The 25418-nt window shown below is 42.9% G+C and carries 20 protein-coding genes, 1 tRNA gene and 3 pseudogenes; 22 read left to right on the top strand and 2 right to left on the bottom strand.

Features of this window, described 5'->3' with window-relative positions:
• The 19 genes and pseudogenes from ppk1 to fabV form a co-directional block, all read left to right on the top strand.
• Window positions 1-1835: pseudogene (ppk1, locus tag AC058W_RS13795) on the top strand (polyphosphate kinase 1); the annotation flags it as partial.
• A gap of 163 nt (window positions 1836-1998) precedes the next feature.
• Window positions 1999-2070: transfer RNA gene (locus tag AC058W_RS13800), tRNA-Glu, on the top strand.
• 390 nt (window positions 2071-2460) lie between these two features.
• Window positions 2461-4386 carry a DNA gyrase/topoisomerase IV subunit B gene (locus AC058W_RS13805; RefSeq protein WP_118410954.1) on the top strand — a complete coding sequence of 642 codons (1926 nt, stop codon included), beginning with the start codon at window positions 2461-2463 and terminating at the stop codon, window positions 4384-4386.
• A 124-nt stretch (window positions 4387-4510) separates the two neighbouring features.
• Window positions 4511-6757, top strand: coding sequence for a DNA gyrase/topoisomerase IV subunit A (locus AC058W_RS13810; protein ID WP_340283209.1), 2247 nt, complete (start codon window positions 4511-4513; stop codon window positions 6755-6757).
• 230 nt (window positions 6758-6987) lie between these two features.
• Window positions 6988-7452, top strand: coding sequence for a ribosome maturation factor RimP (locus AC058W_RS13815; RefSeq protein WP_008707593.1), 465 nt, complete (start codon window positions 6988-6990; stop codon window positions 7450-7452).
• A 24-nt stretch (window positions 7453-7476) separates the two neighbouring features.
• Window positions 7477-8696 (top strand): annotated as a pseudogene (gene nusA / locus AC058W_RS13820) (transcription termination factor NusA).
• Window positions 8680-8955 (top strand): RNase P modulator RnpM, encoded by a 276-nt coding sequence (gene rnpM, locus AC058W_RS13825; protein ID WP_117676292.1) that lies wholly within the window; start codon window positions 8680-8682, stop codon window positions 8953-8955. Before nusA ends, rnpM begins: the two are co-directional and overlap by 17 nt.
• Window positions 8945-9244: a L7Ae/L30e/S12e/Gadd45 family ribosomal protein gene (locus AC058W_RS13830; protein WP_117676291.1), complete on the top strand. Its 300-nt coding sequence runs from the start codon at window positions 8945-8947 to the stop codon at window positions 9242-9244. The genes rnpM and AC058W_RS13830 overlap by 11 nt, the downstream gene beginning before the upstream one ends.
• Window positions 9245-9247: 3 nt before the next feature.
• On the top strand, window positions 9248-9367 hold the full coding sequence (locus AC058W_RS13835) for a translation initiation factor IF-2 N-terminal domain-containing protein (RefSeq protein WP_479390209.1): 120 nt from the start codon (window positions 9248-9250) through the stop codon (window positions 9365-9367).
• Window positions 9351-12078 (top strand): annotated as a pseudogene (gene infB, locus AC058W_RS13840) (translation initiation factor IF-2). Before AC058W_RS13835 ends, infB begins: the two are co-directional and overlap by 17 nt.
• A gap of 149 nt (window positions 12079-12227) precedes the next feature.
• Window positions 12228-12620 carry a 30S ribosome-binding factor RbfA gene (rbfA, locus tag AC058W_RS13845; protein WP_117676289.1) on the top strand — a complete coding sequence of 131 codons (393 nt, stop codon included), beginning with the start codon at window positions 12228-12230 and terminating at the stop codon, window positions 12618-12620.
• Window positions 12621-12632: 12 nt separating this feature from the next.
• Complete coding sequence (locus AC058W_RS13850; RefSeq protein WP_479390210.1) at window positions 12633-13595, top strand: DHH family phosphoesterase; 963 nt, start codon at window positions 12633-12635, stop codon at window positions 13593-13595.
• Window positions 13592-14479 carry a tRNA pseudouridine(55) synthase TruB gene (gene truB / locus AC058W_RS13855; protein ID WP_479390219.1) on the top strand — a complete coding sequence of 296 codons (888 nt, stop codon included), beginning with the start codon at window positions 13592-13594 and terminating at the stop codon, window positions 14477-14479. Before AC058W_RS13850 ends, truB begins: the two co-directional genes overlap by 4 nt.
• 72 nt (window positions 14480-14551) lie before the next feature.
• Window positions 14552-15457, top strand: coding sequence for a bifunctional riboflavin kinase/FAD synthetase (locus tag AC058W_RS13860; protein WP_178413251.1), 906 nt, complete (start codon window positions 14552-14554; stop codon window positions 15455-15457).
• A 356-nt stretch (window positions 15458-15813) separates the two neighbouring features.
• Entirely contained in the window at window positions 15814-16080 is a 267-nt protein-coding gene (rpsO, locus tag AC058W_RS13865) for a 30S ribosomal protein S15 (protein ID WP_117676285.1), read from the top strand.
• Between the two features lie 413 nt (window positions 16081-16493).
• Window positions 16494-18587 (top strand): polyribonucleotide nucleotidyltransferase, encoded by a 2094-nt coding sequence (locus AC058W_RS13870; protein WP_117844929.1) that lies wholly within the window; start codon window positions 16494-16496, stop codon window positions 18585-18587.
• A 5-nt stretch (window positions 18588-18592) separates the two neighbouring features.
• Window positions 18593-19078, top strand: coding sequence for an anaerobic ribonucleoside-triphosphate reductase activating protein (gene nrdG, locus AC058W_RS13875; RefSeq protein ID WP_117844931.1), 486 nt, complete (start codon window positions 18593-18595; stop codon window positions 19076-19078).
• An 81-nt stretch (window positions 19079-19159) separates the two neighbouring features.
• Window positions 19160-19672, top strand: coding sequence for a dCTP deaminase/dUTPase family protein (locus AC058W_RS13880; RefSeq protein ID WP_117676282.1), 513 nt, complete (start codon window positions 19160-19162; stop codon window positions 19670-19672).
• A gap of 134 nt (window positions 19673-19806) precedes the next feature.
• The gene (fabV, locus tag AC058W_RS13885; RefSeq protein WP_117844933.1) at window positions 19807-20991 is read left to right on the top strand and encodes an enoyl-ACP reductase FabV; all 1185 of its coding nucleotides are present in this window, start codon (window positions 19807-19809) and stop codon (window positions 20989-20991) included.
• Window positions 20992-21253: 262 nt separating this feature from the next.
• Here the strand turns inward: fabV and AC058W_RS13890 are convergent, their stop codons facing one another.
• Window positions 21254-22018, bottom strand: coding sequence for a DUF6062 family protein (locus tag AC058W_RS13890; protein WP_479390211.1), 765 nt, complete (start codon window positions 22016-22018; stop codon window positions 21254-21256).
• Window positions 22019-22182: 164 nt separating this feature from the next.
• Here AC058W_RS13890 and AC058W_RS13895 point away from each other — a divergent pair, with 164 nt between their 5' ends.
• From AC058W_RS13895 to AC058W_RS13905, 3 genes are read left to right on the top strand one after another with little or no spacing between them, the layout of a single operon-like run.
• Window positions 22183-22635, top strand: a complete 453-nt coding sequence (locus tag AC058W_RS13895) for a glycosyl hydrolase 2 galactose-binding domain-containing protein (protein WP_479390212.1) — start codon at window positions 22183-22185, stop codon at window positions 22633-22635.
• Window positions 22636-22643: 8 nt separating this feature from the next.
• Window positions 22644-23570, top strand: a complete 927-nt coding sequence (locus tag AC058W_RS13900) for a glycoside hydrolase family 2 protein (protein ID WP_479390213.1) — start codon at window positions 22644-22646, stop codon at window positions 23568-23570.
• Complete coding sequence (locus tag AC058W_RS13905) at window positions 23531-24688, top strand: glycoside hydrolase family 2 protein (RefSeq protein ID WP_479390214.1); 1158 nt, start codon at window positions 23531-23533, stop codon at window positions 24686-24688. Before AC058W_RS13900 ends, AC058W_RS13905 begins: the two co-directional genes overlap by 40 nt.
• Before the next feature lie 208 nt (window positions 24689-24896).
• Here AC058W_RS13905 and AC058W_RS13910 read toward each other — a convergent pair whose 3' ends face one another.
• Window positions 24897-25274, bottom strand: a complete 378-nt coding sequence (locus tag AC058W_RS13910; RefSeq protein WP_117844937.1) for a DUF1292 domain-containing protein — start codon at window positions 25272-25274, stop codon at window positions 24897-24899.
• Between the last annotated feature and the right edge of the window lie 144 nt (window positions 25275-25418).

Genomic DNA, 25418 nt, shown 5'->3' on the forward strand with positions numbered 1-25418 from the left:
AATGCATCTGGTTGCTGCGCATGAAGATCTTACAGAAGAACAGAAAGCTTTTGTGGATCGTTACTTTGAAGATGATGTATATCCGGTGCTGACGCCTATGGCAATGGACTCTTCCAGACCATTCCCACTGATCAGAAATAAGACTTTGAATATTGGTGCGCTGATTTCAAAGAAAGATAAAGAGGATAAACTTAGCAGGAAGGACAAAGCTGAAGAGGAAGAACTCCTTTTTGCGACAGTCCAGGTGCCGTCAGTGCTTCCGAGAGTGGTTCAGATCCCATCGAAAAAGGATGGAGATACTACGGTAATTCTTCTGGAAGAAATTATTGAGAGAAATATTGATAAGCTGTTTTTGAGCTATGATGTAGTATGCGCGCATCCGTACCGTATTATGCGTAATGCGGACCTTACCATTGATGAGGATGAGGCAGAGGATCTTCTTGTGGAAATCCAGCGCCAGCTAAAGAAACGCCAGTGGGGAGAAGTTATTCGGCTTGAAGTGGAAGATAAGATGGATGAACGCCTGCTTAAGATTCTGAAAATGGAATTTGATATTAAAGAAGCAGATATTTTTGAAATCAATGGACCGCTGGATCTTACCATGCTTATGAAAGTATATGGAGCGGAAGGTTTTGATGCTTACAAAACACCGAGATATCAGCCAGCGCCTGTACCGGAATTTCAGAATGACAAAGACATTTTTCAGGTGATACGTGAGGGAGATGTGTTCCTGCACCATCCTTATATGAGCTTTGATCCTGTTGTAAATTTCGTACGACAGGCGGCAAAAGATCCTGATGTTCTGGCTATTAAGCAGACTTTGTATCGTGTCAGTGGAAATTCTCCGATCATTGCCGCACTTGCGCAGGCGGCAGAGAATGGAAAACAGGTTTCTGTACTTGTGGAATTAAAGGCACGTTTTGATGAAGAGAACAATATCGTATGGGCGAAGAAGCTGGAAAAGGCGGGCTGTCATGTAATCTATGGTCTGGTAGGTCTTAAGACACACAGCAAGATTACATTGGTAGTACGCAGAGAAGAGACAGGGATCAGACGTTATGTACATCTGGCAACAGGAAACTATAATGATTCTACTGCCAAACTTTATACAGATTGCGGTATTTTTACCTGCGATGAGCGCTTTGGGGAGGATGCAACTGCTGTATTTAACATGCTTTCCGGATATTCCGAGCCGAAATGCTGGAATAAGCTGATTGTAGCTCCAATCTGGATGAAAGACCGATTCCTGAGTCTGATCGAGAGAGAAGCAGAGAATGCGAAGAAGGGATTGCCGGCGCATATCCGGGCTAAAATGAACTCTCTTTGCGATCCGAAGATCATGGCTGAACTTTATTATGCATCTTCTTGTGGAGTACAGGTGGAGCTTCTTGTCAGAGGCATTTGCTGTCTTAAAGTTGGAATACCGGGAGTCAGTGAAAATATTCAGGTCCGCTCTATTGTCGGAGAATTTCTGGAACACAGCCGCATTTTCTATTTTGAGAATGGCGGAAATCCTGAAATTTATATGGGAAGTGCGGAACTGGATGCCGCGTAACCTCGACCGACGTGTAGAGATTGTGTTTCCGGTGGAAGATGAGAAAATTAAGAAAGAGCTGGAGCATGTGCTTGACCTTGAATTCAGGGACAATGTAAAGGCACATCTGTTACAGACGGACGGTACTTATACGAAACAGGATAAGCGAGGCAAGGTGCAGATCAATTCCCAGATGGAATTCTGTATGGAGGCGACAGAGAAAGCGGCACTTCATAAACATGAAGCAAAGAAATCCAGAGTGTTTATTCCGGCAGAGCCTGCGGAAGATATAGAGGATTAAAAAATATTCCTGCGAAAAAGCCTGGCTTTATGGGCTTTTTTGCAGGAAAAATTCGAGAAAAATAAAAAAATTGAAATTTTTTTAAAAAAGTACTTGCATTTTAGAAAAAGATGGTGTATATTAAACGAGTCGACAGGGAACAGACAGTTGACACGAAACAAATGGCCAGTTGGTCAAGGGGTTAAGACGTCGCCCTCTCACGGCGAAAACACGGGTTCGATTCCCGTACTGGCTGCTACTAAATAGTGAGAACTTAAGAAAAATGATCAGAATTTCGGTTCTGGTCATTTTTTTTCGGATTTTATCCGGATACTCACAGATTTTGACAAAATATATTTGAGTAGCATACTTGAAAAATGAAAATAATTCATTTATAATACAGAACAAACGTTTGCAATATGGCATGAAAAATATATTTTGATATCTACGGATTGCTCCGCTGCAAGGTAGCTCCCGCAATCCTCAAACATTCGGAATCCGCAGATTTACTACGTAAATCGCTACTTCCTCATGTTTGGCGGGTCCCAAGTTCAAAAGTCTTATCGTGCAAGCACGAACGACTTTCTGACCTTTTGACCCTGATATCATGTAAATAGATTATAGATAGAAAGGAAATGTAACAGACATGGCAAAGCAAAACACCTATGATGCAGGGAGTATCTCTGTCCTTGAGGGCCTGGAGGCGGTTCGTAAGCGTCCCGGAATGTACATCGGAAGTGTTTCACGAAAGGGACTTAACCATCTGATCTATGAAATCGTAGATAATGCGGTAGATGAACATCTGGCAGGATATTGCAGCCTGATCCATGTAGTGCTGGAAAAGGACGGCTCCTGTACAGTTACGGATAATGGACGAGGAATTCCGGTGGATATGCATGAGAAGGGAGTGTCGGCAGAGAGACTTGTATTTACAACTCTTCATGCAGGCGGTAAATTTGATAACTCTGCTTACAAAACAAGCGGAGGACTTCATGGAGTTGGTTCTTCAGTTGTCAATGCGCTGTCTACATATCTTGATATCAAGATCAGCCGTGACGGATATGTACATCATGATCATTATGAAAGAGGAATCCCGACACTTGAGCTGGAAGAAGGACTTCTGCCGAAACTGGGCAAGACCAGACAGACGGGAACCAGCATTAATTTCCTTCCGGATCCGGAAATTTTTGAAAAGACCAGGTTTTCAGCAACTGAGGTAAAGAGCAGACTTCATGAGACTGCATATCTTAACCCGGAGCTGACGATTCATTTTGAAGATAAAAGAGGCGCGGAAGTAGAAGATATCACCTATCATGAGCCGGATGGAATCATTGGATTTATCAAAGATCTGAATCATAGTGCAGAGGTTCTGCATGATCCGGTTTATCTGAAAGGCGAGGCTGATGGTATCCAGGTAGAAGTAGCATTTCAGTTTACCAACGAATTCCGCGAGAACGTGTTGGGCTTCTGCAACAATATTTATAATGCAGAAGGCGGTACACATCTGACCGGATTTAAGACCACATTTACGACAGTAATGAATACTTACGCCAGAGAAATCGGTATTCTTAAGGATAAAGATCTGAATTTTACCGGTGCTGATATCCGTAATGGTATGACAGCGGTTGTATCTATCAAACATCCGGAACCTCGATTTGAGGGACAGACAAAGACGAAGCTGGATAATCAGGATGCATCCCGTGCTACAGGTAAGGTAGTCGGAGAACAGATGGTACTCTACTTTGACCGAAATCTGGAGACTCTTAAGACAATTCTTTCCTGTGCGGAAAAAGCGGCTAAGATCCGTAAAACAGAAGAGAGAGCAAAGACCAATCTTCTGACGAAACAGAAATATTCTTTTGACTCGAATGGGAAGCTGGCAAACTGCGAGAAGAAAGATCCCTCCCAGTGTGAGATTTTTATCGTAGAGGGAGATTCTGCGGGTGGCTCTGCCAAAACTGCGCGTAACCGTAACTATCAGGCAATTCTGCCGATCAGAGGTAAGATCCTGAACGTTGAGAAGGCAACAATTGATAAAGTACTTGCCAACGCGGAAATCAAGACGATGATTAATGCGTTTGGATGTGGATTCTCCGAAGGATATGGAAATGATTTTGATATTACGAAGCTTCGCTATGATAAGATCGTTATCATGGCCGATGCCGATGTGGATGGTGCGCATATTTCCACACTGCTCCTTACATTGTTCTATCGATTTATGCCGGATTTGATCACTGAGGGACATGTATATATTGCCATGCCACCACTGTATAAGGTTATGCCGAAGAAGGGGCAGGAAGAATATTTGTATGATGATAAGGCACTGGAGAAGTACAGACGTGCTCATAAACCGGGAAGCTTTACCTTACAGAGATATAAAGGTCTTGGAGAAATGGATGCAGAGCAGCTCTGGGAGACAACTCTGAATCCGGAGACAAGAATGATGAAACGTGTGGAGATCGAGGACGCGAGACTGGCATCCAGTGTGACTGAGATTCTGATGGGAAGCGATGTCCCGCCGAGAAAGAAATTTATCTATGAGCATGCACAGGATGCGGAACTGGATATCTGATATCTGGAAATTGATTGCAAATCGAATAGTTACTGGTACATTGCCTTTTTGAAATAATGTACTGGATTTTGGTAAATAAATAAACAGATATGCCGGTGTGTATCTGAACGGAGGAATGAAATAAATGGAAACAAAACAGGAGAATGTAATCCCCACCGACTATGCGGAGGTCATGCAGAAATCCTATATCGATTACGCCATGAGTGTTATTATCTCCAGAGCCCTGCCGGATGTGCGTGACGGATTGAAACCGGTACAGAGAAGAACACTGTATGATATGTATGAACTGGGAATCCGTTATGATCGGCCATACAGAAAATGTGCCCGTATCGTAGGTGATACCATGGGTAAATATCACCCGCATGGTGACAGCTCCATCTATGAGGCACTTGTAGTAATGGCACAGGATTTTAAGAAAGGTAAGACGCTGGTCGACGGACATGGAAATTTTGGTTCTATCGAGGGCGACGGTGCAGCGGCTATGCGATATACAGAAGCCAGACTTGAGAAACTGACACAGGATGTATTTCTTGAAGATCTGGATAAGAATGTGGTTGATTTCATGCCGAACTTTGATGAGACGGAGAAGGAACCGGTGGTACTTCCGGTGAGAATCCCTAACCTGCTTGTAAATGGTGCGGATGGAATCGCAGTCGGTATGGCAACTAGTATCCCTCCTCATAATCTGGGGGAAGTGGCAGATGCTGTAAAAGCATATATGAAGAATAATGACATCAGCGTAAAAGGTCTGATGCGTTATCTCAAAGGACCTGATTTCCCGACTGGCGGTCTGGTAGTAAATAAGGATGACCTGCTTAAAATCTATGAGACAGGAACTGGAAAGCTCCGCGTCAGAGGTAAAGTAGAAACAGTGAAGCTTAAAGGTGGCAGACAGCAGCTGGTGATCACTGAAATTCCATATACTATGATTGGCGCAAATATCGGAAAATTCTTGAATGATATTGCTACTCTTGTAGAGAATAAGAAGACAACCGATATTGTAGATATTTCTAATCAGTCTTCTAAAGAAGGAATACGAATCGTTCTTGATTTAAAGCGTGATGCAGATGTAGAGAATCTTGCAAATATGCTTTACAAGAAGACCAAGCTGGAAGACACTTTTGGCGTAAATATGCTTGCGGTAGCAGACGGCAGACCGGAGACACTGAGTCTGAAACAGGTGATTGAGTATCATGTTGATTTCGTGTTTGATGTCACGACCAGAAAGTACACCACACTTCTTAACAAAGAGCAGGAGAAAAAAGAAATCCAGGAAGGTCTGATTAAGGCTTGCGATGTGATCGACCTGATTATTGAAATTCTGCGGGGAAGCAAGAATCGTGAGCAGGTAAAGAAATGCCTGGTTGACGGCGTGACAGAGGGAATCAAGTTTAAGAGTAAAGCAAGCGAGAAAGCTGCGCAGAAGCTTCTGTTCTCAGAAAAGCAGGCGGCAGCAATCCTGGATATGCGTCTGTATAAACTGATCGGTCTGGAAATTGAAGCACTTCAGGCAGATTATGCAGAAACAATGAAGAATATCGCATTATATGAGGACATTCTGAATAATTATGATTCTATGGCGGATGTGATCATGAAAGATCTGGATAAGATCAAGAAAGAATATGGAACAAAACGCCGTACAGTAATAGAGAATGCGGAGGAAGTCATATACGAAGAGAAGAAGATGGAAGAGATGGAAGTTACATTCCTGATGGACCGTTTTGGATATATGCGAATTATTGATAAATCTGCTTATGAGAGAAATAAAGAGGCCGCCAATGCTGAGAATAAGTACGTATTTAATTGTATGAATACGGATAAAATCTGTATCTTTACAGACAGTGGAAAGATGCACAGTATTAAAGTGGCTGATATTCCGCTGGTACGTTTCAGAGATAAAGGCACACCGGCAGATAATCTGAGTAATTATGACAGCGCGCAGGAGCGAATGATTTATGTAGCACCGCTGGCGGCTGTAAAAGAAAATACGCTGTTGTTTGTTACTGCGTCTTCTATGTGTAAGCTGGTCAACGGTGCTGAGTTTGAAGCGTCAAAGAGAACAATCGTGTCTACTAAACTGGCAGAAGATGATACGCTGATCTTTGTAGGAGCGGCGGATGAAATGGAACAGGTAGTCCTTCAGAGTGAGGGTGGATATTTCCTGAGATTCCAGAAACAGGATGTTTCTTCTATGAAGAAAACATCGATTGGTGTGCGAGGAATGAAACTTGCGGAAGGAGATAAGCTTGATCATGCATATCTTTTAGAGAGCCGTCAGGAATACACCATTACCTATCACGATAAACCTTATGTACTCAACAAAGTGAAACTTTCCAAGCGGGACAGTAAGGGAGTGAAACCGCGTGTATAGTATATTTCGGTGAATCATGTGGAAAATGTTTTTGGACATACTTAAATGTGCCTGAAAACTGTTATTTACAGCCTGAAAAATTGGCAAATGCGGTAAATTACAAGGTTTTTACGGGAAAAGCCTTGCAATTCTCTGACATTGGTGTTACAATACACCTAAATTAGAACTTGCAGACATAGGAGTGGGCGTGAGCCCACTCTTATTTGTTGCATAGAAAGGCAGGTGGGAAAATGAGCAGACGGGAAGAGTATGAAAAGCGCGCAGAGGAACTTCTGGCACCGATCGTAGAACTTAACGGCTTTGAGCTGGTTGATGTAGAATATGTGAAGGAAGCAGGTAACTGGTATCTGAGAGGATACATTGACAAACCAGGCGGAATTACGGTAAATGACTGCGAGACAGTCAGCAGAGCGTTCAGTGATAAACTGGATGAGAATGATTTTATCGAAGACAGTTATATTATGGAGATCAGTTCACCGGGACTGGACAGACCGCTGAAGAAAGACAAAGACTTTGAGAGAAACATGGGAAAACTGGTGGAAATCCGTACCTACCGGCCAATCGAAAAGCAAAAAGAGTTCTGCGGGATTTTGACCGCATATGATAGTAACAGTGTGACAATCGATGAGGATGGAACCGAGCGTGTTTTTGATAAGAAAGACACAGCCCTGATACGCCTCGCAATAGAGTTTTAGTTAATTCGGGAGGATAAGAAAAAAATGAGCAGAGAGTTAAAGGAGGCACTGGATATCCTTGAAAAGGAAAAGAGTATCAGCAAAGATACTCTGCTTGAGGCAATTGAGCAGTCTCTGATCCAGGCCTGCAAGAACCATTTTGGAAAAGCTGACAATGTACATGTAACTATTGATCCGGAAACCTGCGATTTTTCAGTGTATGCAGACAGAAGTATCGTAGAATACGTAGAGGATCCTGCAATGGAGATTTCTCTGGCAGATGCTTTGAAGATCACATCAAGAGCTGAGATTGGAGGCATGATACAGGTTCCGATCCAGTCTAAGGAATTCGGACGTATTGCGACACAGAATGCAAAGAACGTTATCCTGCAGAAAATCCGCGAGGAAGAACGTAAAGTGCTGTATGATGAATACTATGGAAAAGAGAAAGAAGTAGTAACCGGTATTGTACAGCGTGTGATGGGCAAGAATGTAAGTATCAATCTTGGTAAGGCAGATGCAGTATTAAGTGAGAATGAACAGGTGAAAGGGGAAACCTTCCAGCCGACGAGAGAATCAAGGTGTATATTCTTGAAGTCAAGGATACCCCGAAGGGACCTCGTATTCTGGTATCCAGAACTCATCCGGGACTTGTGAAACGTCTCTTCGAATCAGAAGTAGCAGAAGTAAAAGACGGAACTGTTGAGATCAAGAGCATCGCACGTGAGGCCGGTTCCCGTACAAAGATCGCTGTATGGAGCAACGATCCGGATGTAGATGCAGTTGGTGCATGCGTAGGTATGAACGGTGCACGTGTCAATGCAGTAGTTGAGGAACTTCGCGGTGAGAAGATTGATATCATCAACTGGGATGAGAATCCTGCGATCCTGATCGAGAATGCATTGAGCCCTGCAAAGGTTATCGCAGTTATGGCAGATCCTGATGAGAAGACAGCTCTGGTAGTTGTTCCTGATTATCAGCTGTCCCTTGCAATCGGTAAAGAAGGTCAGAATGCACGTCTTGCTGCAAGACTTACAGGATTTAAGATTGACATCAAGAGTGAGACTCAGGCAAAAGAAGCCGGTGATTTCTATGATTATGATGATGACGAGACTGCAGAAGATGCAGATGAGGCATCAGCAGAGGAAACTTCAGCAGAAGATTCCCTGACAGAAGAAACCGAAGCAGAAGAAGTTTCAGAGGAAGTTCCTGTAGAAGAAGAGTCACAGGCTCAGGAAGCAGGAGAGAATGAAGACGAAGAATAAGATTCCCATGCGCCAGTGTACCGGCTGCAGGGAAATGAAAAGCAAGAAAGAGATGCTCAGAGTCCTTAAGACTACGGAAGACGAGATTGTGCTTGACGCTACCGGAAAGAAGAACGGTAGAGGCGCGTATCTGTGCTTTTCCAGAGAATGTCTGGACAAAGCAATCAAGAATCATGGTCTTGAGAGATCTCTGAAAACTGCAGTTCCCGATGAGGTATACGAACGACTTAAGAAGGAGCTGGAAGATATTGAAAAATAACAAAGTACTGTCGCTGATAGGGCTGGCAACCAAAGCAGGCAAGACTGTAAGCGGAGAATTTTCCACAGAGAAATCTGTCAAAACAGGAAAAGGACTGCTTGTAATCGTGGCTGAGGATGCCTCTGAAAATACAAAGAAGAAATTCCGGAACATGTGCAGCTTTTATGAAGTTCCGATTTACTTCCTCTCAGATAAAGAGAGCTTAGGCAGAGCAATGGGAAAGGAGTACCGCGCCTGTCTGGCTGTCCAGGATGAGAACTTTGCGAAAGCAATCATAAAGGAGGTATAGCGATTGTCTAAATTAAGAGTACATGAGCTGGCCAGAGAGCTTGGACGACAGAACAAAGAAGTAATCGAGTTCCTGAAATCAAAAGGCATTCGATGTCAAAAGCCATATGAGTATGGTGGATGAGCCTGCGATTTCAATTGTAAGAGATAGATTTAAAAAAAATAACAATAGGGGAAAGGAGCATATTGCGAAATTGGATACTCCCAAAACAGAAGAAAAGGTTGTAACAGCAAAATCTGAAGGAGATAAAACTGAGACACCTAAAAAGAAAAAAAATATTATCCGCGTTTTTCATGCACAGAATGCAAGCGACGGAGGCAAAACAAGAAAGAAACCTGTAAAAGCTGAAGGCGAGAGAACAGGTGCACCAAGAAATGCAGAAGGAACAAAGGCTTCTGACAATTCAAGAACAGATGGTGACAGACCAAGAAGAAATAATGACCGTTCCAATGCCGGTAACAGAAGACCGCAGGGAGACGGACAGCGCCAGGGAAGAACCCAGGGCGAAGGCAGAGCTCAGGGCGATGGAAATCGTCAGGGCGGACGTTTTGGTCAGGGAAGAACCCAGGGTGATGGTCAGCGCCAGGGAAGACCACAGGGAGATGGAAACCGTCAGGGTGGACGTTTCGGTCAGGGAAGAACCCAGGGTGATGGTCAGGGACGCCAGGGCGGAAGATTCCAGGGAGATGGAAACCGTCAGGGCGGACGTTTCGGTCAGGGAAGACCACAGGGAGATGGAAACCGTCAGGGTGGAAGACCACAGGGTAATGGCCAGGGTCGCCCGGATGGAAACAGAAGTGAAGGACGCGATGGACGCTTCAGCGGCGGTCAGGGACGTCAGGGACAGCGCCAGAATACCAGAAAGAATGATGATATGGTATTTGCACCGGAACTGACTAAGACTTCCAAAGACAGCAAGAGAGAGCGTGACAGAGAGAACAAGAATAAGAAGAAAGATTTCGATAAGACACAGAGTAGCGGCGGACGCAGACCAAATCAGGGCGGATTTAACAAAAATTCCAGAATCCCGAAAGCTCTGCAGAAACCAATTCCACAGCCGAAACAGGAAGAGAAGAAGCCTGAGGTTAAGGAGATCACACTTCCGGAGAAGATGACAATCCGTGAACTGGCAGAAGCAATGAAGATGCAGCCGTCAGCAATCGTTAAGAAACTCTTTATGCAGGGTATGATGGTTACAGTAAATCACGAGATTGATTTTGAAAAAGCTCAGGAAATCGCTCTTGAATATGATATCATCGCAGAACCGGAAGAAAAAGTAGACGTTATCGGAGAACTCCTTAAAGAGGATGAAGAAGACGAGAAAGATATGGTTCCGAGACCACCTGTAGTCTGTGTTATGGGTCACGTTGACCATGGTAAAACATCCCTTCTGGATGCAATCCGTAAGACAAATGTAACACGTGGAGAAGCCGGTGGTATCACACAGCATATCGGTGCTTCCGTAGTAGAAGTTAACGGTCAGAAGATTACATTCCTGGATACACCTGGACATGAAGCTTTCACAGCTATGCGTATGCGTGGTGCGAACTCCACAGATATCGCAGTTCTAGTTGTAGCTGCTGATGATGGTGTCATGCCGCAGACAGTAGAGGCTATCAGCCATGCAAAAGCAGCTGGCGTTGAGATCATTGTTGCCATCAACAAGATCGATAAACCAAGTGCAAATATCGAGCGTGTAAAACAGGAACTTTCCGAATATGAACTGATTCCGGAAGACTGGGGCGGAAGCACAATCTTCGTTCCTGTATCTGCACACACCGGAGAAGGAATCGATACTCTTCTTGAGATGATTCTTCTTACCGCTGAAGTCTGCGAACTGAAAGCGAATCCGAACCGTTCTGCAAGAGGTCTTGTGATCGAGGCTCAGCTTGACAAAGGTAAAGGTCCGGTTGCTACAATCCTTGTTCAGAAAGGTACACTTCATGTAGGAGACTTTATCGCCGCAGGTGCATGCAATGGTAAAGTTCGTGCCATGATGGACGATAAGGGACGCAGAATCAAAGAAGCAGGTCCTTCCACTCCGGTAGATCCTCGGACTTGGTGATGTACCGAATGCAGGTGAGATCCTTCTTTCCTTTGACAGTGATAAGGAAGCGAAGAACTTTGCAGGTGCATTCGTATCTGAGAATAAGAACCGTCTTCTTGAGGAGACTAAGGGCAAATTATCTCTGGATAATCTCTTTGACCAGATTCAGGCAAGCGATCTGAAAGAACTTCCGATCATCGTCAAAGCAGACGTACAGGGATCTGTAGAAGCAGTAAAACAGAGTCTGACAAAACTTTCCAACGAGGAAGTTGTTGTAAAAGTAATCCATGGTGGTGTTGGTGCTGTCAATGAATCTGACGTAAGTCTTGCTGCTACATCAAACGCTATCATCATCGGATTTAACGTTCGTCCAGATGCAACAGCGAAACAGCTTGCTGAACAGGAAGGCGTAGATCTTCGTCTGTACAGAGTCATCTATCAGGCAATCGAAGATGTGGAAGCTGCTATGAAAGGTATGCTTGACCCTGTATTTGAGGAGAAGGTTATCGGTCATGCAGAAGTACGTCAGCTGTTTAAGGCATCCGGTGTCGGTACGATCGCAGGAAGCTATGTTCTGGATGGTATTTTCCAGAGAAACTGCAAGGTTCGTATTTCCAGAGAAGGCGAGCAGATTTTCGAGGGTGAACTTGCATCTCTGAAGAGATTCAAGGACGACGTTAAGGAAGTTAAAGCAGGATACGAATGTGGTCTTGTATTTGACGGATTTAATGACGTAAAAGAAGAAGATAAAGTAGAAGCTTATATCATGGTAGAAGTACCAAGATAGGATAGCGACAGTAACTGATATGGGTGCGCGGTTTCATGGTGTTACGTACAGCGTGACGCGCACCTGTTTTAATTGAATCAATTGTAAAACAGATATTCGGTATATCAAATTACCGAATATCTGCTCAAATAGAGGAGTGGAACTTAAAAATGAGAAAAAACAGTATTAAGAATACACGAATCAATGGAGAGGTTCAGAAAGAGCTCAGCACCATTATCCGTAACGAGATTAAGGATCCGCGTATTCACCCGATGACATCCGTCATGGCTGTAGAAGTGGCTCCTGACCTGAAAACCTGTAAAGCATACATCAGTGTGTTAGGAGAGAAAGAAGCAAAAGAGGCAACGATCAAAGGTCTTAACAGTGCAGAAGGTTATATCAGACGCCAGCTGGCAAAGAATCTTAACCTTAGAAATACACCGGAGATTCGTTTCATTCTGGATGAATCTATTGAATACGGTGTAAATATGTCAAAGCTTATCGATGATGTTACCAAAAAGGACAACTCCCACAGACAGGTCAAAGAGCAGGAAGAGAATTAAGAGGGTGAATACATGAAGAATATCGCGGAGATACTGGAAGGTGTGAAAACAATGGGAATCGGCGGACATATCCGTCCGGATGGTGACTGCGTTGGTTCCTGTATGGCATTATATTTATATGTAAAAACCTATTATCCGGAGATTCAGGTGGATGTTTATCTGGACAATCCAAAACCTGTTTTCGGACATATTGACTGTATGGATGAGATCAAAACAGAATTGGACGGAGATAAAGAGTACGATCTTTTTGTCACCTGCGATGTAAGTGCGAGAGACAGACTTGCTCTTGCAGGACCATATTTTGACTCAGCAAAGAAAACAGCATGTATCGATCATCATATCAGCAATCTTGGATTTGCACAGGTCAACCACATCAGAGGCGATGTAAGTTCTGCATGTGAGGTTCTTTATGGACTGCTTGATCCTGAGAAAGTTAACTGCACGATCGCAAAACCTGTTTATACAGGAATGGTTCACGATACAGGTGTGTTCCAGTATTCCTCAACTTCACCGGAAACCATGCGTATCGCGGGTGAATTGATGAAGACAGGTTTTGATTTCAGTAAGATCATTGATGAATCCTTTTACCAGAAGACCTATGTTCAGAATCAGGTAATGGGACGTGTACTTGCAGAGAGTATTATGCTTCTGGATGGAAAATGCATCATTGGATATCTTAAGAAAAAGGATTTGGAATTTTATGGTGTGGACGGCAAAGATCTGGATGGTATTGTCAGCCAGTTGCGCCTTACACAGGGGGTAGAAGTAGCCATGTTCATTTATGAACTGGAAACTCAGTCCTTTAAGGTATCCCTGCGCTCCAATGGAAAAGTAGATGTAAGTAAGATCGCGGTATATTTTGGTGGCGGCGGTCATAAGAGGGCTGCAGGATGTGATCTGCAGGGTTCTATGTACGATGTGATCAACAATATATCAGAGCAGATCTGTAAACAGTTTCAGGAGCTTGAAATCTGATGGATGGAGTAATTGTAATCCGTAAGGAAAAAGGCTATACTTCTCATGATGTGGTGGCAAAGCTTCGCGGAATTCTTCATATGAAGAAAATCGGACATACCGGAACACTTGATCCGGATGCAGAGGGAGTGCTCCCGGTGGCTCTGGGAAAAGCTACCCGACTGGTGGATATGATCACCGATAAAGAAAAAACATATGAGGCAGTGATGCGTCTGGGTGTTGTTACAGATACGCAGGATATGAGTGGAACAGTTCTTTCAGAAGTGCCTGAGTTTCAGGTTGCAGAAGAGGAACTTCGCGCAGTAACAGAATCTTTTGCAGGTGATTATATGCAGGTGCCGCCGATGTATTCGGCACTGAAGGTCAATGGAAAGAAGCTTTACGAGCTCGCCAGAGAAGGTAAGACGGTAGAGCGTAAGCCAAGGCCGGTGCATTTCTATGAGATAGAAATTCTTGATATTGATTTTCCACTGGTGCGTTTTCGCGTAACATGCAGTAAAGGAACGTATATCCGTACTTTATGCCACGATATCGGAGAGAAGTTAGGCTGCGGCGCTGCCATGGAAACACTTCTGCGTACAAAGGTAGGCAGATTTACACTGGATGATGCGATCACACTGGCACAGACGGAAGAAGCGGTGCGAAACGGTGAGATAGAGCAGAGGATTCTTGGGATTGAAGAAATCCTTGCAGAGTATCCTCGTGTTTGCTGTCGGGAAGAGGGAGACAGACTTCTGGCTAATGGAAATCCTCTTGTCCAAGCATTGGTCAATGCAGAGGAAAAAGATGGATGGATCCGTATGTGCAACAGCGAGGGCAGCTTTGCCGGAGTTTACCAGTGGGATGAAAAAAGAGACAGATATTTTCCTGTGAAGATGTTTTGATGAAATCAGGAAAGCAGTGAAGGGGATGAAACTTCAGCTGACCTGTAAACAGGAATGATTTTAGGAGACATGATGGAATACTTAAGGATTGAAAATGATTTTCCCAGAATTTCACACAGTGCGGTAACACTTGGGAAGTTTGACGGCATACACCGTGGACATCAGAAACTGGTTGAGAAAATTATTGAGCAGAAACAGGAAGGTGCACAGGCTGTTGTGCTTGCACTTGGTACTGCCTCAAGAACAATCCTCACAAAGGAAGAGAGATGCCGCGTTCTGGAAGAAATGGGAGTGGATGTACTGCTTGAGTGTCCGCTTACCGAGAAGATGCGGCATATGAAAGCAGAGAATTTTATAAAAGAAATATTGATAGGGGACCTTCAGATCTCCTATGTGGCGGTTGGAGAGGATTTTCGCTTTGGCTATGAGCGAAAAGGAACACCTGCCATGCTAAAAGAGTTCGGAAAAAAATATGGATTTCATACGGAGGTCCTTCCGAAAGAAATGGACGGACGCCGTAAGATCAGCAGCACATTTATCAGAGAAGAGTTAAACAGAGGGAATATGGAGAAATTTCAATTCCTGATGGGAACGGACTTCTCAGTGGAAGGGATTATAGAACATGGTCGTGGAATGGGGCATAAATACCTTCTCCCGACTACGAACCTGATTCCACCGGCAGAGAAACTGATGCCGCCAAATGGTGTTTATATCACAGTTTCTCATTTCAAAGACAGAAGTTATCAGGGAATCACCAATGTAGGGCATAAACCTACGGTTGGCGGTGAGAAATTTATCGGTGTGGAGACATATCTGTTTGACTGCAATGAAAATCTGTACGGGGAATACTGTAAAGTAGACTTCAAAAAATTCCTCAGACCCGAGCAGAAATTCTCTTCGCTGGAAGCACTTAAAAGCCAGTTGGAGAAAGATGCAGTAAAAGGACAGGAGTATTTTTTGAAAAATGAGTTGTGTTAAAAAACAGGCAGTAGAAAATTGTGTTAAAGCGATGTGGAATAAACAAGAATAAAAATACGAAACAGATTTAACAGAATTCGGAGAAAATTGGCAAAAGACATATCAAAGGAAGATTTATGAACAGTTTCTGAGAGATTAAGTGACTGTTCACACACCACTATCCCGCGATGTGTGTGAACAGTAACAAAATTATTTTTCTGTAAATTATTTTCTAAAAAAGTAGTTTACACGCTGAAATCAATGTGCTATACTAACCAAGGTGAATTTAGCCCATGTTCAGGGACAGGACACTCCGACCATCCCTTAATATGTGGCGGTCAATCAATAATAATTATAGAATACAGGAGGAAATCAAAATGATTTCAAAAGAAAAGAAAGCAGCAATCATGAAAGAATATGCAAGAACTGAAGGAGATACAGGATCACCGGAAGTACAGGTAGCAGTTCTTACAGCAAGAATTCAGGAACTTACAGAGCATTTAAAAACAAACCATAAAGATCATCATTCCAGACGTGGTCTTCTGAAAATGGTAGGTCAGAGACGTGGACTGTTAGCTTACCTGAAGAAAACAGACATCGAAAGATACCGTGCACTGATTGAGAAATTAGGCTTAAGAAAATAATAGCCTTTTAGTATGCGGAAGGGGGCGGATTTCCATCCGCCTCTCTTTTTATGTATTATGGCAGTTCTGTAAAATATGGTGTTTTCCAGGATTGCGGTGGCTTGTTGTTTCGATTGCATCTGCATATTCAGAAGCTGCGAAACATGACAGGAGTTATTTCCGAGACTACTGAAAAGATTATTTTGCATAGGAAAGTAACAAAGCAGGTAGATATATTTGCCTGAAAAGTAGTTTTTTCAGTTGTTTCGGACTCCTGTTTTAATGTGACAATTTCATAAGAAGTCTGAACGTTGATGGACAAGATTGTCAGCAGACGGAACAGACAAATTTGAAAAGAATAAAGTAATTACCGGACATGCAGTGAACGGTAACAGAAAATGACAACAGAATTATGAAAAAAGGAGAATGAACGTATGTACAAAAGTTATTCCATGGAATTAGCTGGAAGAACCTTAACAGTAGATATCAACCGTGTTGCGAAACAGGCAAACGGTGCTGCATTAATGCATTATGGCGATACTACAGTTTTATCTACAGCAACAGCATCTAAAGAGCCAAGAGAGGGAATCGATTTCTTCCCGTTAAGTGTTGAATATGAAGAGAAAATGTATGCAGTAGGTAAGATCCCTGGAGGATTTAACAAAAGAGAGGGAAAGGCAAGCGAACATGCTATCCTTACTTCCCGTGTAATTGACAGACCTATGCGTCCTCTGTTCCCGAAAGATTACAGAAACGATGTAACACTGGTAAACATGGTTATGTCTGTTGATCCTGAGTGTAATCCTGAGATTCCGGCTATGCTGGGTTCTGCTATTGCAACCTGCATTTCAGATATTCCGTTTGATGGTCCGTGTGCTACCACACAGGTTGGTCTGATCAATGGTGAATATATTATCAACCCTACTATGGCACAGAAAGATGTTTCCGAACTTCAGCTTACAGTAGCTTCTACAAGAGAGAAAGTAATCATGATCGAAGCCGGCGCAAAAGAAGTTCCGGAAGATAAGATGATTGAAGCTATCTACAAAGCTCATGAAGTAAACCAGGAAATCATTAAATTTATCGATAAGATCGTAGAAGAATGCGGAAAACCGAAACACAGCTATGAATCCTGCGCTGTTCCGGAAGAACTTTTCACAGCAATGAAAGAAATCGTACCACCGGAAGAAATGGAAGTTGCAGTATTCTCTGATGACAAACAGACAAGAGAAGAGAATATCCGCCAGGTAACAGAGAAACTGAAAGAAGCTTTCGCTGATAACGAAGAATGGCTTGCAGTTCTGGGAGAGGCTGTATACCAGTACCAGAAGAAGACTGTCCGTAAGATGATCTTAAAAGACCACAAACGTCCGGATGGTCGTGCAATCACACAAATCCGTCCTCTGGCAGCAGAGACAGATATCATCCCGAGAGTACATGGTTCTGCTATGTTTACACGTGGACAGACACAGATCTGTACAATCACAACTCTGGCTCCTCTTGCAGAAGCTCAGAGACTTGACGGACTTGATGAGTTTGAAACTACAAAGAGATATATGCATCACTATAACTTCCCGTCCTACTCTGTAGGTGAGACAAAACCATCCAGAGGACCGGGACGTCGTGAAATCGGACATGGCGCACTTGCTGAGAGAGCACTGGTTCCTGTACTTCCAAGTGAAGAGGAATTCCCATATGCAATCCGTACTGTATCTGAGACATTTGAATCCAACGGTTCTACTTCTCAGGCAAGCATCTGTGCATCTACAATGTCTCTGATGGCAGCTGGTGTACCGATCAAGAAACCGGTAGCAGGTATTTCCTGTGGTCTGGTAACTGGTGATACAGATGATGATTACATTGTTCTGACAGATATCCAGGGACTTGAGGACTTCTTCGGAGATATGGACTTCAAGGTAGCCGGAACACATGATGGTATCACAGCAATCCAGATGGATATCAAGATCCATGGACTGACAAGACCGATCGTTGAAGAAGCAATCAGACGTACAAAAGAAGCAAGAGAGTATATCCTGACAGAAGTTATGGAGAAGTGCATCGCAGCTCCGCGTACTACTGTAGGTGAATATGCACCGAAGATCATCCAGATTCAGATCGATCCTCAGAAAATCGGTGATGTTGTAGGTCAGAGAGGAAAGACTATCAACACAATCATCGAGCGTACAGGTGTTAAGATTGATATCACAGACGAAGGTGCTGTATCTATCTGTGGCGTAGATCAGAAGAGCATGGATGAGGCAGCTAACATGATTAAGATCATTTCTACTGATTTCGAAGCAGGACAGATCTTTACAGGTAAAGTTGTCAGCATCAAAGAGTTTGGCGCATTTGTTGAATTTGCACCGGGCAAAGAAGGAATGGTTCACATTTCCAAAATCTGCAAAGAAAGAATCAACCGTGTTGAAGATGTTCTCACACTTGGCGATAAAGTTAAGGTTGTATGCCTTGGCAAAGACAAGATGGGAAGAATCAGCTTCAGCATGAAAGATGTACCGGAAGAAGCGTAAAAAATATGAGATACCATAATATTACCAAGGACGATATGCTTAACGGCGACGGGCTTCGTGTAGTTCTCTGGGTGGCAGGATGTAATCACTGCTGTCCACAGTGCCAGAATCCTGTCACCTGGGATCCAAACGGCGGACTGCCTTTCGGCGAGGCAGAGCGCGCAGAGATTTTTGCGGAACTGGATAAGGATTACGTAAGCGGAATCACATTTTCAGGTGGAGATCCACTGCACCCGGCAAATATCACTGAGGTAACATCCTTTGCGAAGGAAATCAGAAAGAGATATCCGGGCAAAACGATCTGGCTTTATACAGGTTTCAGATGGGAAGAAATCTGTCGCGAAGAGATCGTGCGTTATCTGGATGTCTGTGTAGACGGTGAATTTGAGGTGGACAAGAAAGAACTTTCCCTGAAATGGAAAGGTTCCAGCAATCAGAGAGTGATCGATGTTCCCAGAACTCTTCATGAAGGAAAAATCGTATTGCATTAATAAAGAAATAGATACAGGCAGTTCAAGTATGCTTCAGGTGTACCTGAACTGCCTGTTTTGCTAAATAGGAGGAAAACACAGATGAAACGAATTGCGAAATTTCACAAAGTAAGCAAAGAACGCTTCACAGCAGACTGGATTGATACATTTGCACAGTCTCAGGAAGAAGCAGAGAAAATATACGAAGCAATCCGCCTGCCAAAGAGAGCAACAGCAGGGAGTGCGGGTTATGATTTCTTTGCACCGGCAGAATTCACACTCAAACCAAGTGAAACAGTGAAAATCCCTACCGGAATTCGCGTAGAAATGCAGCCGGAATGGGTACTGAAATGCTATCCGAGAAGCGGTCTGGGATTTAAATACCGCCTGCAGCTTAATAATACAGTTGGAATCATTGACAGTGATTATTTCTATTCCGATAATGAAGGACATATTTTTGCAAAGATCACAAATGACTCCAATGAAGATAAGACTCTTATCATTCCGGCAGATACAGGATTTATGCAGGGAATCTTTGTAGAGTACGGAATCACAGTTGATGATGAGGCATCAGAAATCCGTAATGGTGGATTTGGAAGTACGACTGCGAAATAAGAATTTTAGAGTAAAACCAGAGGCAGAGTGTAAAAAAAGATTTTCTCTTTTACGTTCTGCTTTTTCTCTGGTATAATATTTTGAAAATCAAAATATTTGCAATACGTATAAAATAGATTGAGGAGAAAAAAGTCATGATTATTGAACCAAAAGTAAGAGAATATATCTGCACAACCGCACATCCGCAGGGCTGCGCAGAGAGTGTGCGCAATCAGGCAGATTATGCCTGTAAGCAGGGAACTGTAAATGGAACAAAGAAGGCACTGATTATCGGATGCTCTACAGGATATGGACTTGCATCCCGTATCTGTACACTGGAAAACTGCGGAGCTGATACCCTGGGAATTATGTTTGAACGTCAGGCGAATGGCAGAAGAACGGCAACACCGGGATGGTACAATACAGCAGAATTTCACCGTCTGGCGGCAGAAAAGGGGGCTTATGCGAAAACGATTAATGGAGATGCTTTTTCCAAAGAAATAAAAGATAAGGCTATTGAATTGATAAAAAAAGATCTGGGAAAAGTAGATCTGGTAGTGTACAGCCTAGCTGCTCCGAGACGTACGGATGCGGATGGAAAGACATGGTCATCTTGTCTGAAAACTACAGGAGAAGCGTTTACAGAGAAGAGTCTTGATTTAAGAAATAACGAGATTACAGAGAAGACAGTAGAACCTGCCACAGATGAAGAAGTGATTAGCACAGTGAAAGTTATGGGCGGCGAAGACTGGGCAGATTGGATTGATGCGCTGAAAGCGGCAGATGTATTGACGGAAAATGCAGTGACAGTCGCATATTCCTATATCGGACCGGAGCTTACCTATCCAATCTATTATCATGGAACAATCGGAACAGCAAAGCAGCATTTGCAGAAAACAATGACGGAGATCAATCAGGCGCATCCGGATGTACGCGCAGTGATTTCGGTAAATAAAGGACTGGTAACACAGGCAAGTGCGGCTATTCCTGTAGTGCCGCTGTATTTCGCAATTCTTTATAAGGTGATGAAGAAGGCAGGAAACCATGAGAACTGTATCCAGCAGATTGCGAGACTTTTTACACAGAAACTTTATACTTCGAAAGGATTTCTGACAGATGAAAATGGATTTATCCGTATGGATGACTATGAACTGACACCGGAGATTCAGGAAGAGGTAAAAAAATGCTGGGAAGCAGTTACTACGGATACAGTAAATGAATATTGTGATATTGACGGATATTGGGAAGATTTCTATCATATGTTCGGATTCCGCTATGAGGATATTGACTATACGCAGGATGTAGATGCGGATGTGGAGATTGAGGGAATCATAATATAGAGTTATAGGATAAAAAATTTAAAATATTCATTTAGCCGAATCAAGTAAGCCGTCTGCTTTAATTGTAAAGCAGTTATTTGGTATAGAACTATGTAACGAAAATGGATTGTGAATTTACGCTTGTTTAAGGTACTAATTTCATAGTAAATAAAAAATATTCTCTCTAAACAATGGATATAGGAAGAAGTGAACTATATCAGTTAAGAGAGAATAATTTTTATCCAAATGGTATTGATAGAAAAATATTAAATAAGTCAACAGTCTATTTTGTTTTGTATACCGGATCTGCAGGATATCCACTTCGCAGTTTCTGCATGCCACGCTGCAGGGCATCCTTTGAATTTTTCCAGTCGGCATCTTTGTTTCTGTAGTCAAATTTATCTGACAGCCATACGAGGTCTTCTTCCATGCGCTGGAAATTCTCATCCATCAGCTTAAACATAGCAGGGTAAAATTCTGCTTTTTCTTTATCATTCAGATATTTGTCTGCATTATCACAGAGCACTCCGAAGTGGTGCAGACAGAAACCTTTTCCAGACAAAATCTTGTTTTTGAACTCATTGTCCTGGCGATATAGCCAGAAGAAAGTTTCCACATATCGTGCAAAAGTATCCGAAATATTCTGGCAGATAAAACAACTGCAATCTTTAGAAGCAGCCCAGGCAGCAAGCGTATTTTTGTCTGTGACTGCATCTGAACGGCGAAAACGTCCTAAAATCGATGACTTTCCGGGTGTGAAAGAATCGAATTGCTTTTTCATTTCTTCGCGAAGCTTATGGTAATGTGTCTGAAGAATCAGTGTATTGCCAAGCGTATTTCCGTAATCAAACATTTTCTTCATATGTACTTTACAGAATCCTGCCTTATCCGTCTGATCACGAATATCACTCTCCATATAAGAAGAACTGTTTCCAAGTACGAAATCCAGTGAATTCTGTTCCAGTTCACGCTCGATGAAACAAAAAGGACACTCGTCATTGGCATTAACAGCGTCGTTAAGCGGAATGGTATATAATTTTTTTTTCATTTTGATATGCTCCAATCATAGTTTTGACTTTCTTTTATTTTGCATAGAAATTCGGGGAATGTCAAGATTATATGATTGATTGGAGAAGAGGGGATGTGCTATGATAGCTATAGGTATTTATAAACGATAGCATTTCAAAAAATTTAACATGGGGGACAAAGCAAATGATAGAATTACAGCTTCATGAGAATTGGCAGCTATGTGATATTAAGAAACAGGACTGGATTCCTGCACAGGTGCCGGGGGATATCTATTCAGCGCTTCTTAAAGCGGAAAAGATGCCTGATCCATTCTTTGGAGACAACGAATATCAGGCGAAAGCGTTGATGGAGGAGGATTACGAATATCGGACTGTATTTACATATGATGAGAAACAGTTTGAGAATTGTCAGGAAGTAATTCTGAGATTTGACGGAATTGATACGATCGCGGATATTTATCTGAATGAATGTTATCTGGGAAAAGCAGACAATATGCACAGAGTCTGGGAATTTCCGGTTGGAGAACTGTTACAGGAAGGCGAGAATACACTTCGGGTTATCATCAGATCACCGTTGAAATTCATGGCAGAAGCTTTTAAAAAGTATAAAAGTATTGGGAAACGCAGGACACAGTAGAGGGATTTATGCATCTTCGTAAAGCACATTATATGTCTGGATGGGACTGGGGTGCCTGTCTGCCGGATGGCGGTATTTTCCGTCCTGTAACTCTTCTGGGAATCGAGTCAGCCAGACTGGACAGCGTATATATCCGTCAGGTACATGAGGATGGAAAAGTACTGCTGATTCCGGAAGTGGATGTGGAGACAGTAGACGAAGCGGAAATTGATACAGATGAAAAAAACAGCGCAGAGATGCCTGATCAGGGCGTGGAAAGTGAAGCAGATGAGGATTTACTGGAATATGAAGTTACAGTAACTGCGCCAGATGGAACGAAAATTGTAAGTGACGGATCTCCGGATGAAATCGTAATCGAGAATCCACAGTTCTGGTGGCCAAACGGTCTGGGAGAGCAGCCATTATATCAGGTTCAGGTAGACCTGAAAGCAGGAGATAAAACCGTCGATACCTGGTGTAAGAAAATCGGACTTCGGACACTGACCATGCACATTGAGAAAGATGAGTGGGGAGAAAGCTTTGCTCACGAAGTGAATGGCTATCAGGTTTTTGCAATGGGTGCAGACTATATTCCAGAGGATAATCTGCTGCAGAGAACCTCAAAGGAACGTACCAGAGAATTGCTTCTTCAGTGTAAGAGAGCAAACTTTAACACGATTCGTGTCTGGGGCGGCGGTTATTATCCGGAGGACTGGTTCTTTGATCTTTGTGATGAACTTGGTCTGATGGTATGGCAGGACTTTATGTTTGCCTGCTCGGTCTATGAACTGACACCGGAATTTGAGGCGAATATCCGTCAGGAATTTATTGATAATATCAAAAGAATCCGTCATCATGCGTCACTTGCACTGTGGTGTGGCAATAATGAGATGGAAATGTTTGTAAAACAGGGTAATTGGGTAACGAAACCTACAGAGGTGAGAGCTATCTGCTGATGTATGAGCGTATTATTCCGGAAGTACTCAGAGAATATGATCCTGATACATTTTACTGGCCGGCAAGTCCGTCGTCAGGCGGATCTTTTGATGAGCCGAATGATCCGAATCGTGGAGATGTGCATTACTGGGAGGTATGGCATGGAAACAAGCCATTTGCGGAATATCGCAAATATTTCTTCAGATATGCATCTGAGTTTGGTTTTCAGTCATTCCCGTCTGTAAAAACGCTTGAAACAGTAACAGATGATCCGAGAGAGTTGAATCCATTTTCTTATGTGATGGAGAAACATCAGAGAAATTACGGAGGAAATGGAAAAATTGCCAAATACATGCAGGCAGCATACCGTTATCCTGAGAACTTCAGCGATTTTGTTTATGCATCCCAGCTTCTTCAGGCAGATGGAATCCGCTATGGAGTAGAACATTACCGTAGAAACCGAGGTCGCTGTATGGGAGCAATCTACTGGCAGTTAAATGACTGTTGGCCGGTTATTTCCTGGTCATCCATTGATTATTATGGAAGATGGAAAGCTCTTCATTATTATGCTAAGAGGTTCTTTGCACCGGTAATGCTTTCCTGCGAGGAGCAGAGCTGGATGACAGTGGAAGCGGATATGAACCGTCAGCATTTCGAATTTGAGAAATCTATCCGCCTGAATGTGACAAATGAGACTCTGTCTGCGCGTAAAGTGCTTGTAAAATTTGCAGTGCGTGATGCCAGTGCCAAAATCCTGCGACAGGAAGAACGGTGGGTAGAAGTTCCTGCGCTTTCCAGTGTGTGGATGGATAAAGTAGAACTTCCGGGAATTGACTGCTTCAATGAATATGTAAGCTATGAAGCATGGGAGAATGAGAAGATTATTTCTCAGGGAACAGTGATTTTCTCCTATCCGAAATATTTCCATTACCAGGATCCGAAGCTTTCAGTGAGAGTGGAAGGGGATGAGATTATTGTCAGTGCAGAAGCCTATGCTAAGAGCGTAGAAATTCAGAATGAGAACGACGATCTGATTCTGGAGGATAATTACTTCGATATGAATGCAGGCGAACGCAGAGTAAAAATCCTTGATGGAAAACCAGAAAACCTGAAAGTGCGCAGTGTGTACGATATATAAGTCAGGACTTTGGGCAGACACTTACTTGATTCGCTTAAAATAAGAGTTTGCCTTAATAGGTATTACGATTGCAAAAGTCAATAATCGGCAAATAGAAATATATGAATATTGAAAAGCAGAAGAGATAGAAATTTTCTGATGGGAAATGAAATATATAAAAAATAAGAATCTCCGACATTTACAAAATGTAAGAGATTCTTATTTTAAATTAGTCGATCTTTTCGAGAGAATCCTTTGCGTTCTGAAGAACTGTATCAAAAGCAACAGCAGCTTTTGCGTATTCTTCGTCACTTTCGATGTTGGAAAGCATAGGATCGCCGCTTTCTGTGCGGGCAAATGTATAAAGGTAAACTTCACCATTCTGGTTCTGTCCATTCTCGTCCAGTGGGAGAAGTGCAATGTATTCTTTTGCATCTACCGGGAAAATAGTAAGGATCGCGCATTCTACCTCGGTATCATCTTCCATGGTAAGTGTGATAGTTTTGTGCTCTTCAGATGTGCCACATCCACTGCTGGAATCACATCCGCCGCCGCAGGAAGCGCAGTCACTTGGGTTACATCCGCCAAATGTAAATTCGTCACTCATTTTATATTCCTCATTCTTTCTTTTTTATCAGTGAGAGGGGAAATATCTGCCGCCTCAATTTCGTTTTATTGTAGCAGAAACACAGTAAGAATGCAAGCTGCTGTTCTTAGTAACTACACTACAATATAAAAAGATGTTTGTTAC

The organism is Blautia sp. CGZ-1-C1 (genome assembly GCF_056504575.1).

Bases quoted from the DNA above. Each gene is read 5' to 3' on its own strand.
- rbfA (WP_117676289.1), top strand. From the start codon at position 12,228: ATGAGAAAAAACAGTATTAAGAATACACGAATCAATGGAGAGGTTCAG.
- nrdG (WP_117844931.1), top strand. From the start codon at position 18,593: ATGAGATACCATAATATTACCAAGGACGATATGCTTAACGGCGACGGG.
- AC058W_RS13810 (WP_340283209.1), top strand. From the start codon at position 4,511: ATGGAAACAAAACAGGAGAATGTAATCCCCACCGACTATGCGGAGGTC.
- AC058W_RS13805 (WP_118410954.1), top strand. From the start codon at position 2,461: ATGGCAAAGCAAAACACCTATGATGCAGGGAGTATCTCTGTCCTTGAG.
- rnpM (WP_117676292.1), top strand. From the start codon at position 8,680: ATGAAGACGAAGAATAAGATTCCCATGCGCCAGTGTACCGGCTGCAGG.
- fabV (WP_117844933.1), top strand. From the start codon at position 19,807: ATGATTATTGAACCAAAAGTAAGAGAATATATCTGCACAACCGCACAT.
- AC058W_RS13910 (WP_117844937.1), bottom strand. From the start codon at position 25,274: ATGAGTGACGAATTTACATTTGGCGGATGTAACCCAAGTGACTGCGCT.
- AC058W_RS13880 (WP_117676282.1), top strand. From the start codon at position 19,160: ATGAAACGAATTGCGAAATTTCACAAAGTAAGCAAAGAACGCTTCACA.
- AC058W_RS13860 (WP_178413251.1), top strand. From the start codon at position 14,552: ATGGAATACTTAAGGATTGAAAATGATTTTCCCAGAATTTCACACAGT.
- AC058W_RS13890 (WP_479390211.1), bottom strand. From the start codon at position 22,018: ATGAAAAAAAAATTATATACCATTCCGCTTAACGACGCTGTTAATGCC.
- AC058W_RS13815 (WP_008707593.1), top strand. From the start codon at position 6,988: ATGAGCAGACGGGAAGAGTATGAAAAGCGCGCAGAGGAACTTCTGGCA.
- rpsO (WP_117676285.1), top strand. From the start codon at position 15,814: ATGATTTCAAAAGAAAAGAAAGCAGCAATCATGAAAGAATATGCAAGA.
- AC058W_RS13900 (WP_479390213.1), top strand. From the start codon at position 22,644: ATGCATCTTCGTAAAGCACATTATATGTCTGGATGGGACTGGGGTGCC.
- AC058W_RS13870 (WP_117844929.1), top strand. From the start codon at position 16,494: ATGTACAAAAGTTATTCCATGGAATTAGCTGGAAGAACCTTAACAGTA.
- AC058W_RS13850 (WP_479390210.1), top strand. From the start codon at position 12,633: ATGAAGAATATCGCGGAGATACTGGAAGGTGTGAAAACAATGGGAATC.
- AC058W_RS13895 (WP_479390212.1), top strand. From the start codon at position 22,183: ATGATAGAATTACAGCTTCATGAGAATTGGCAGCTATGTGATATTAAG.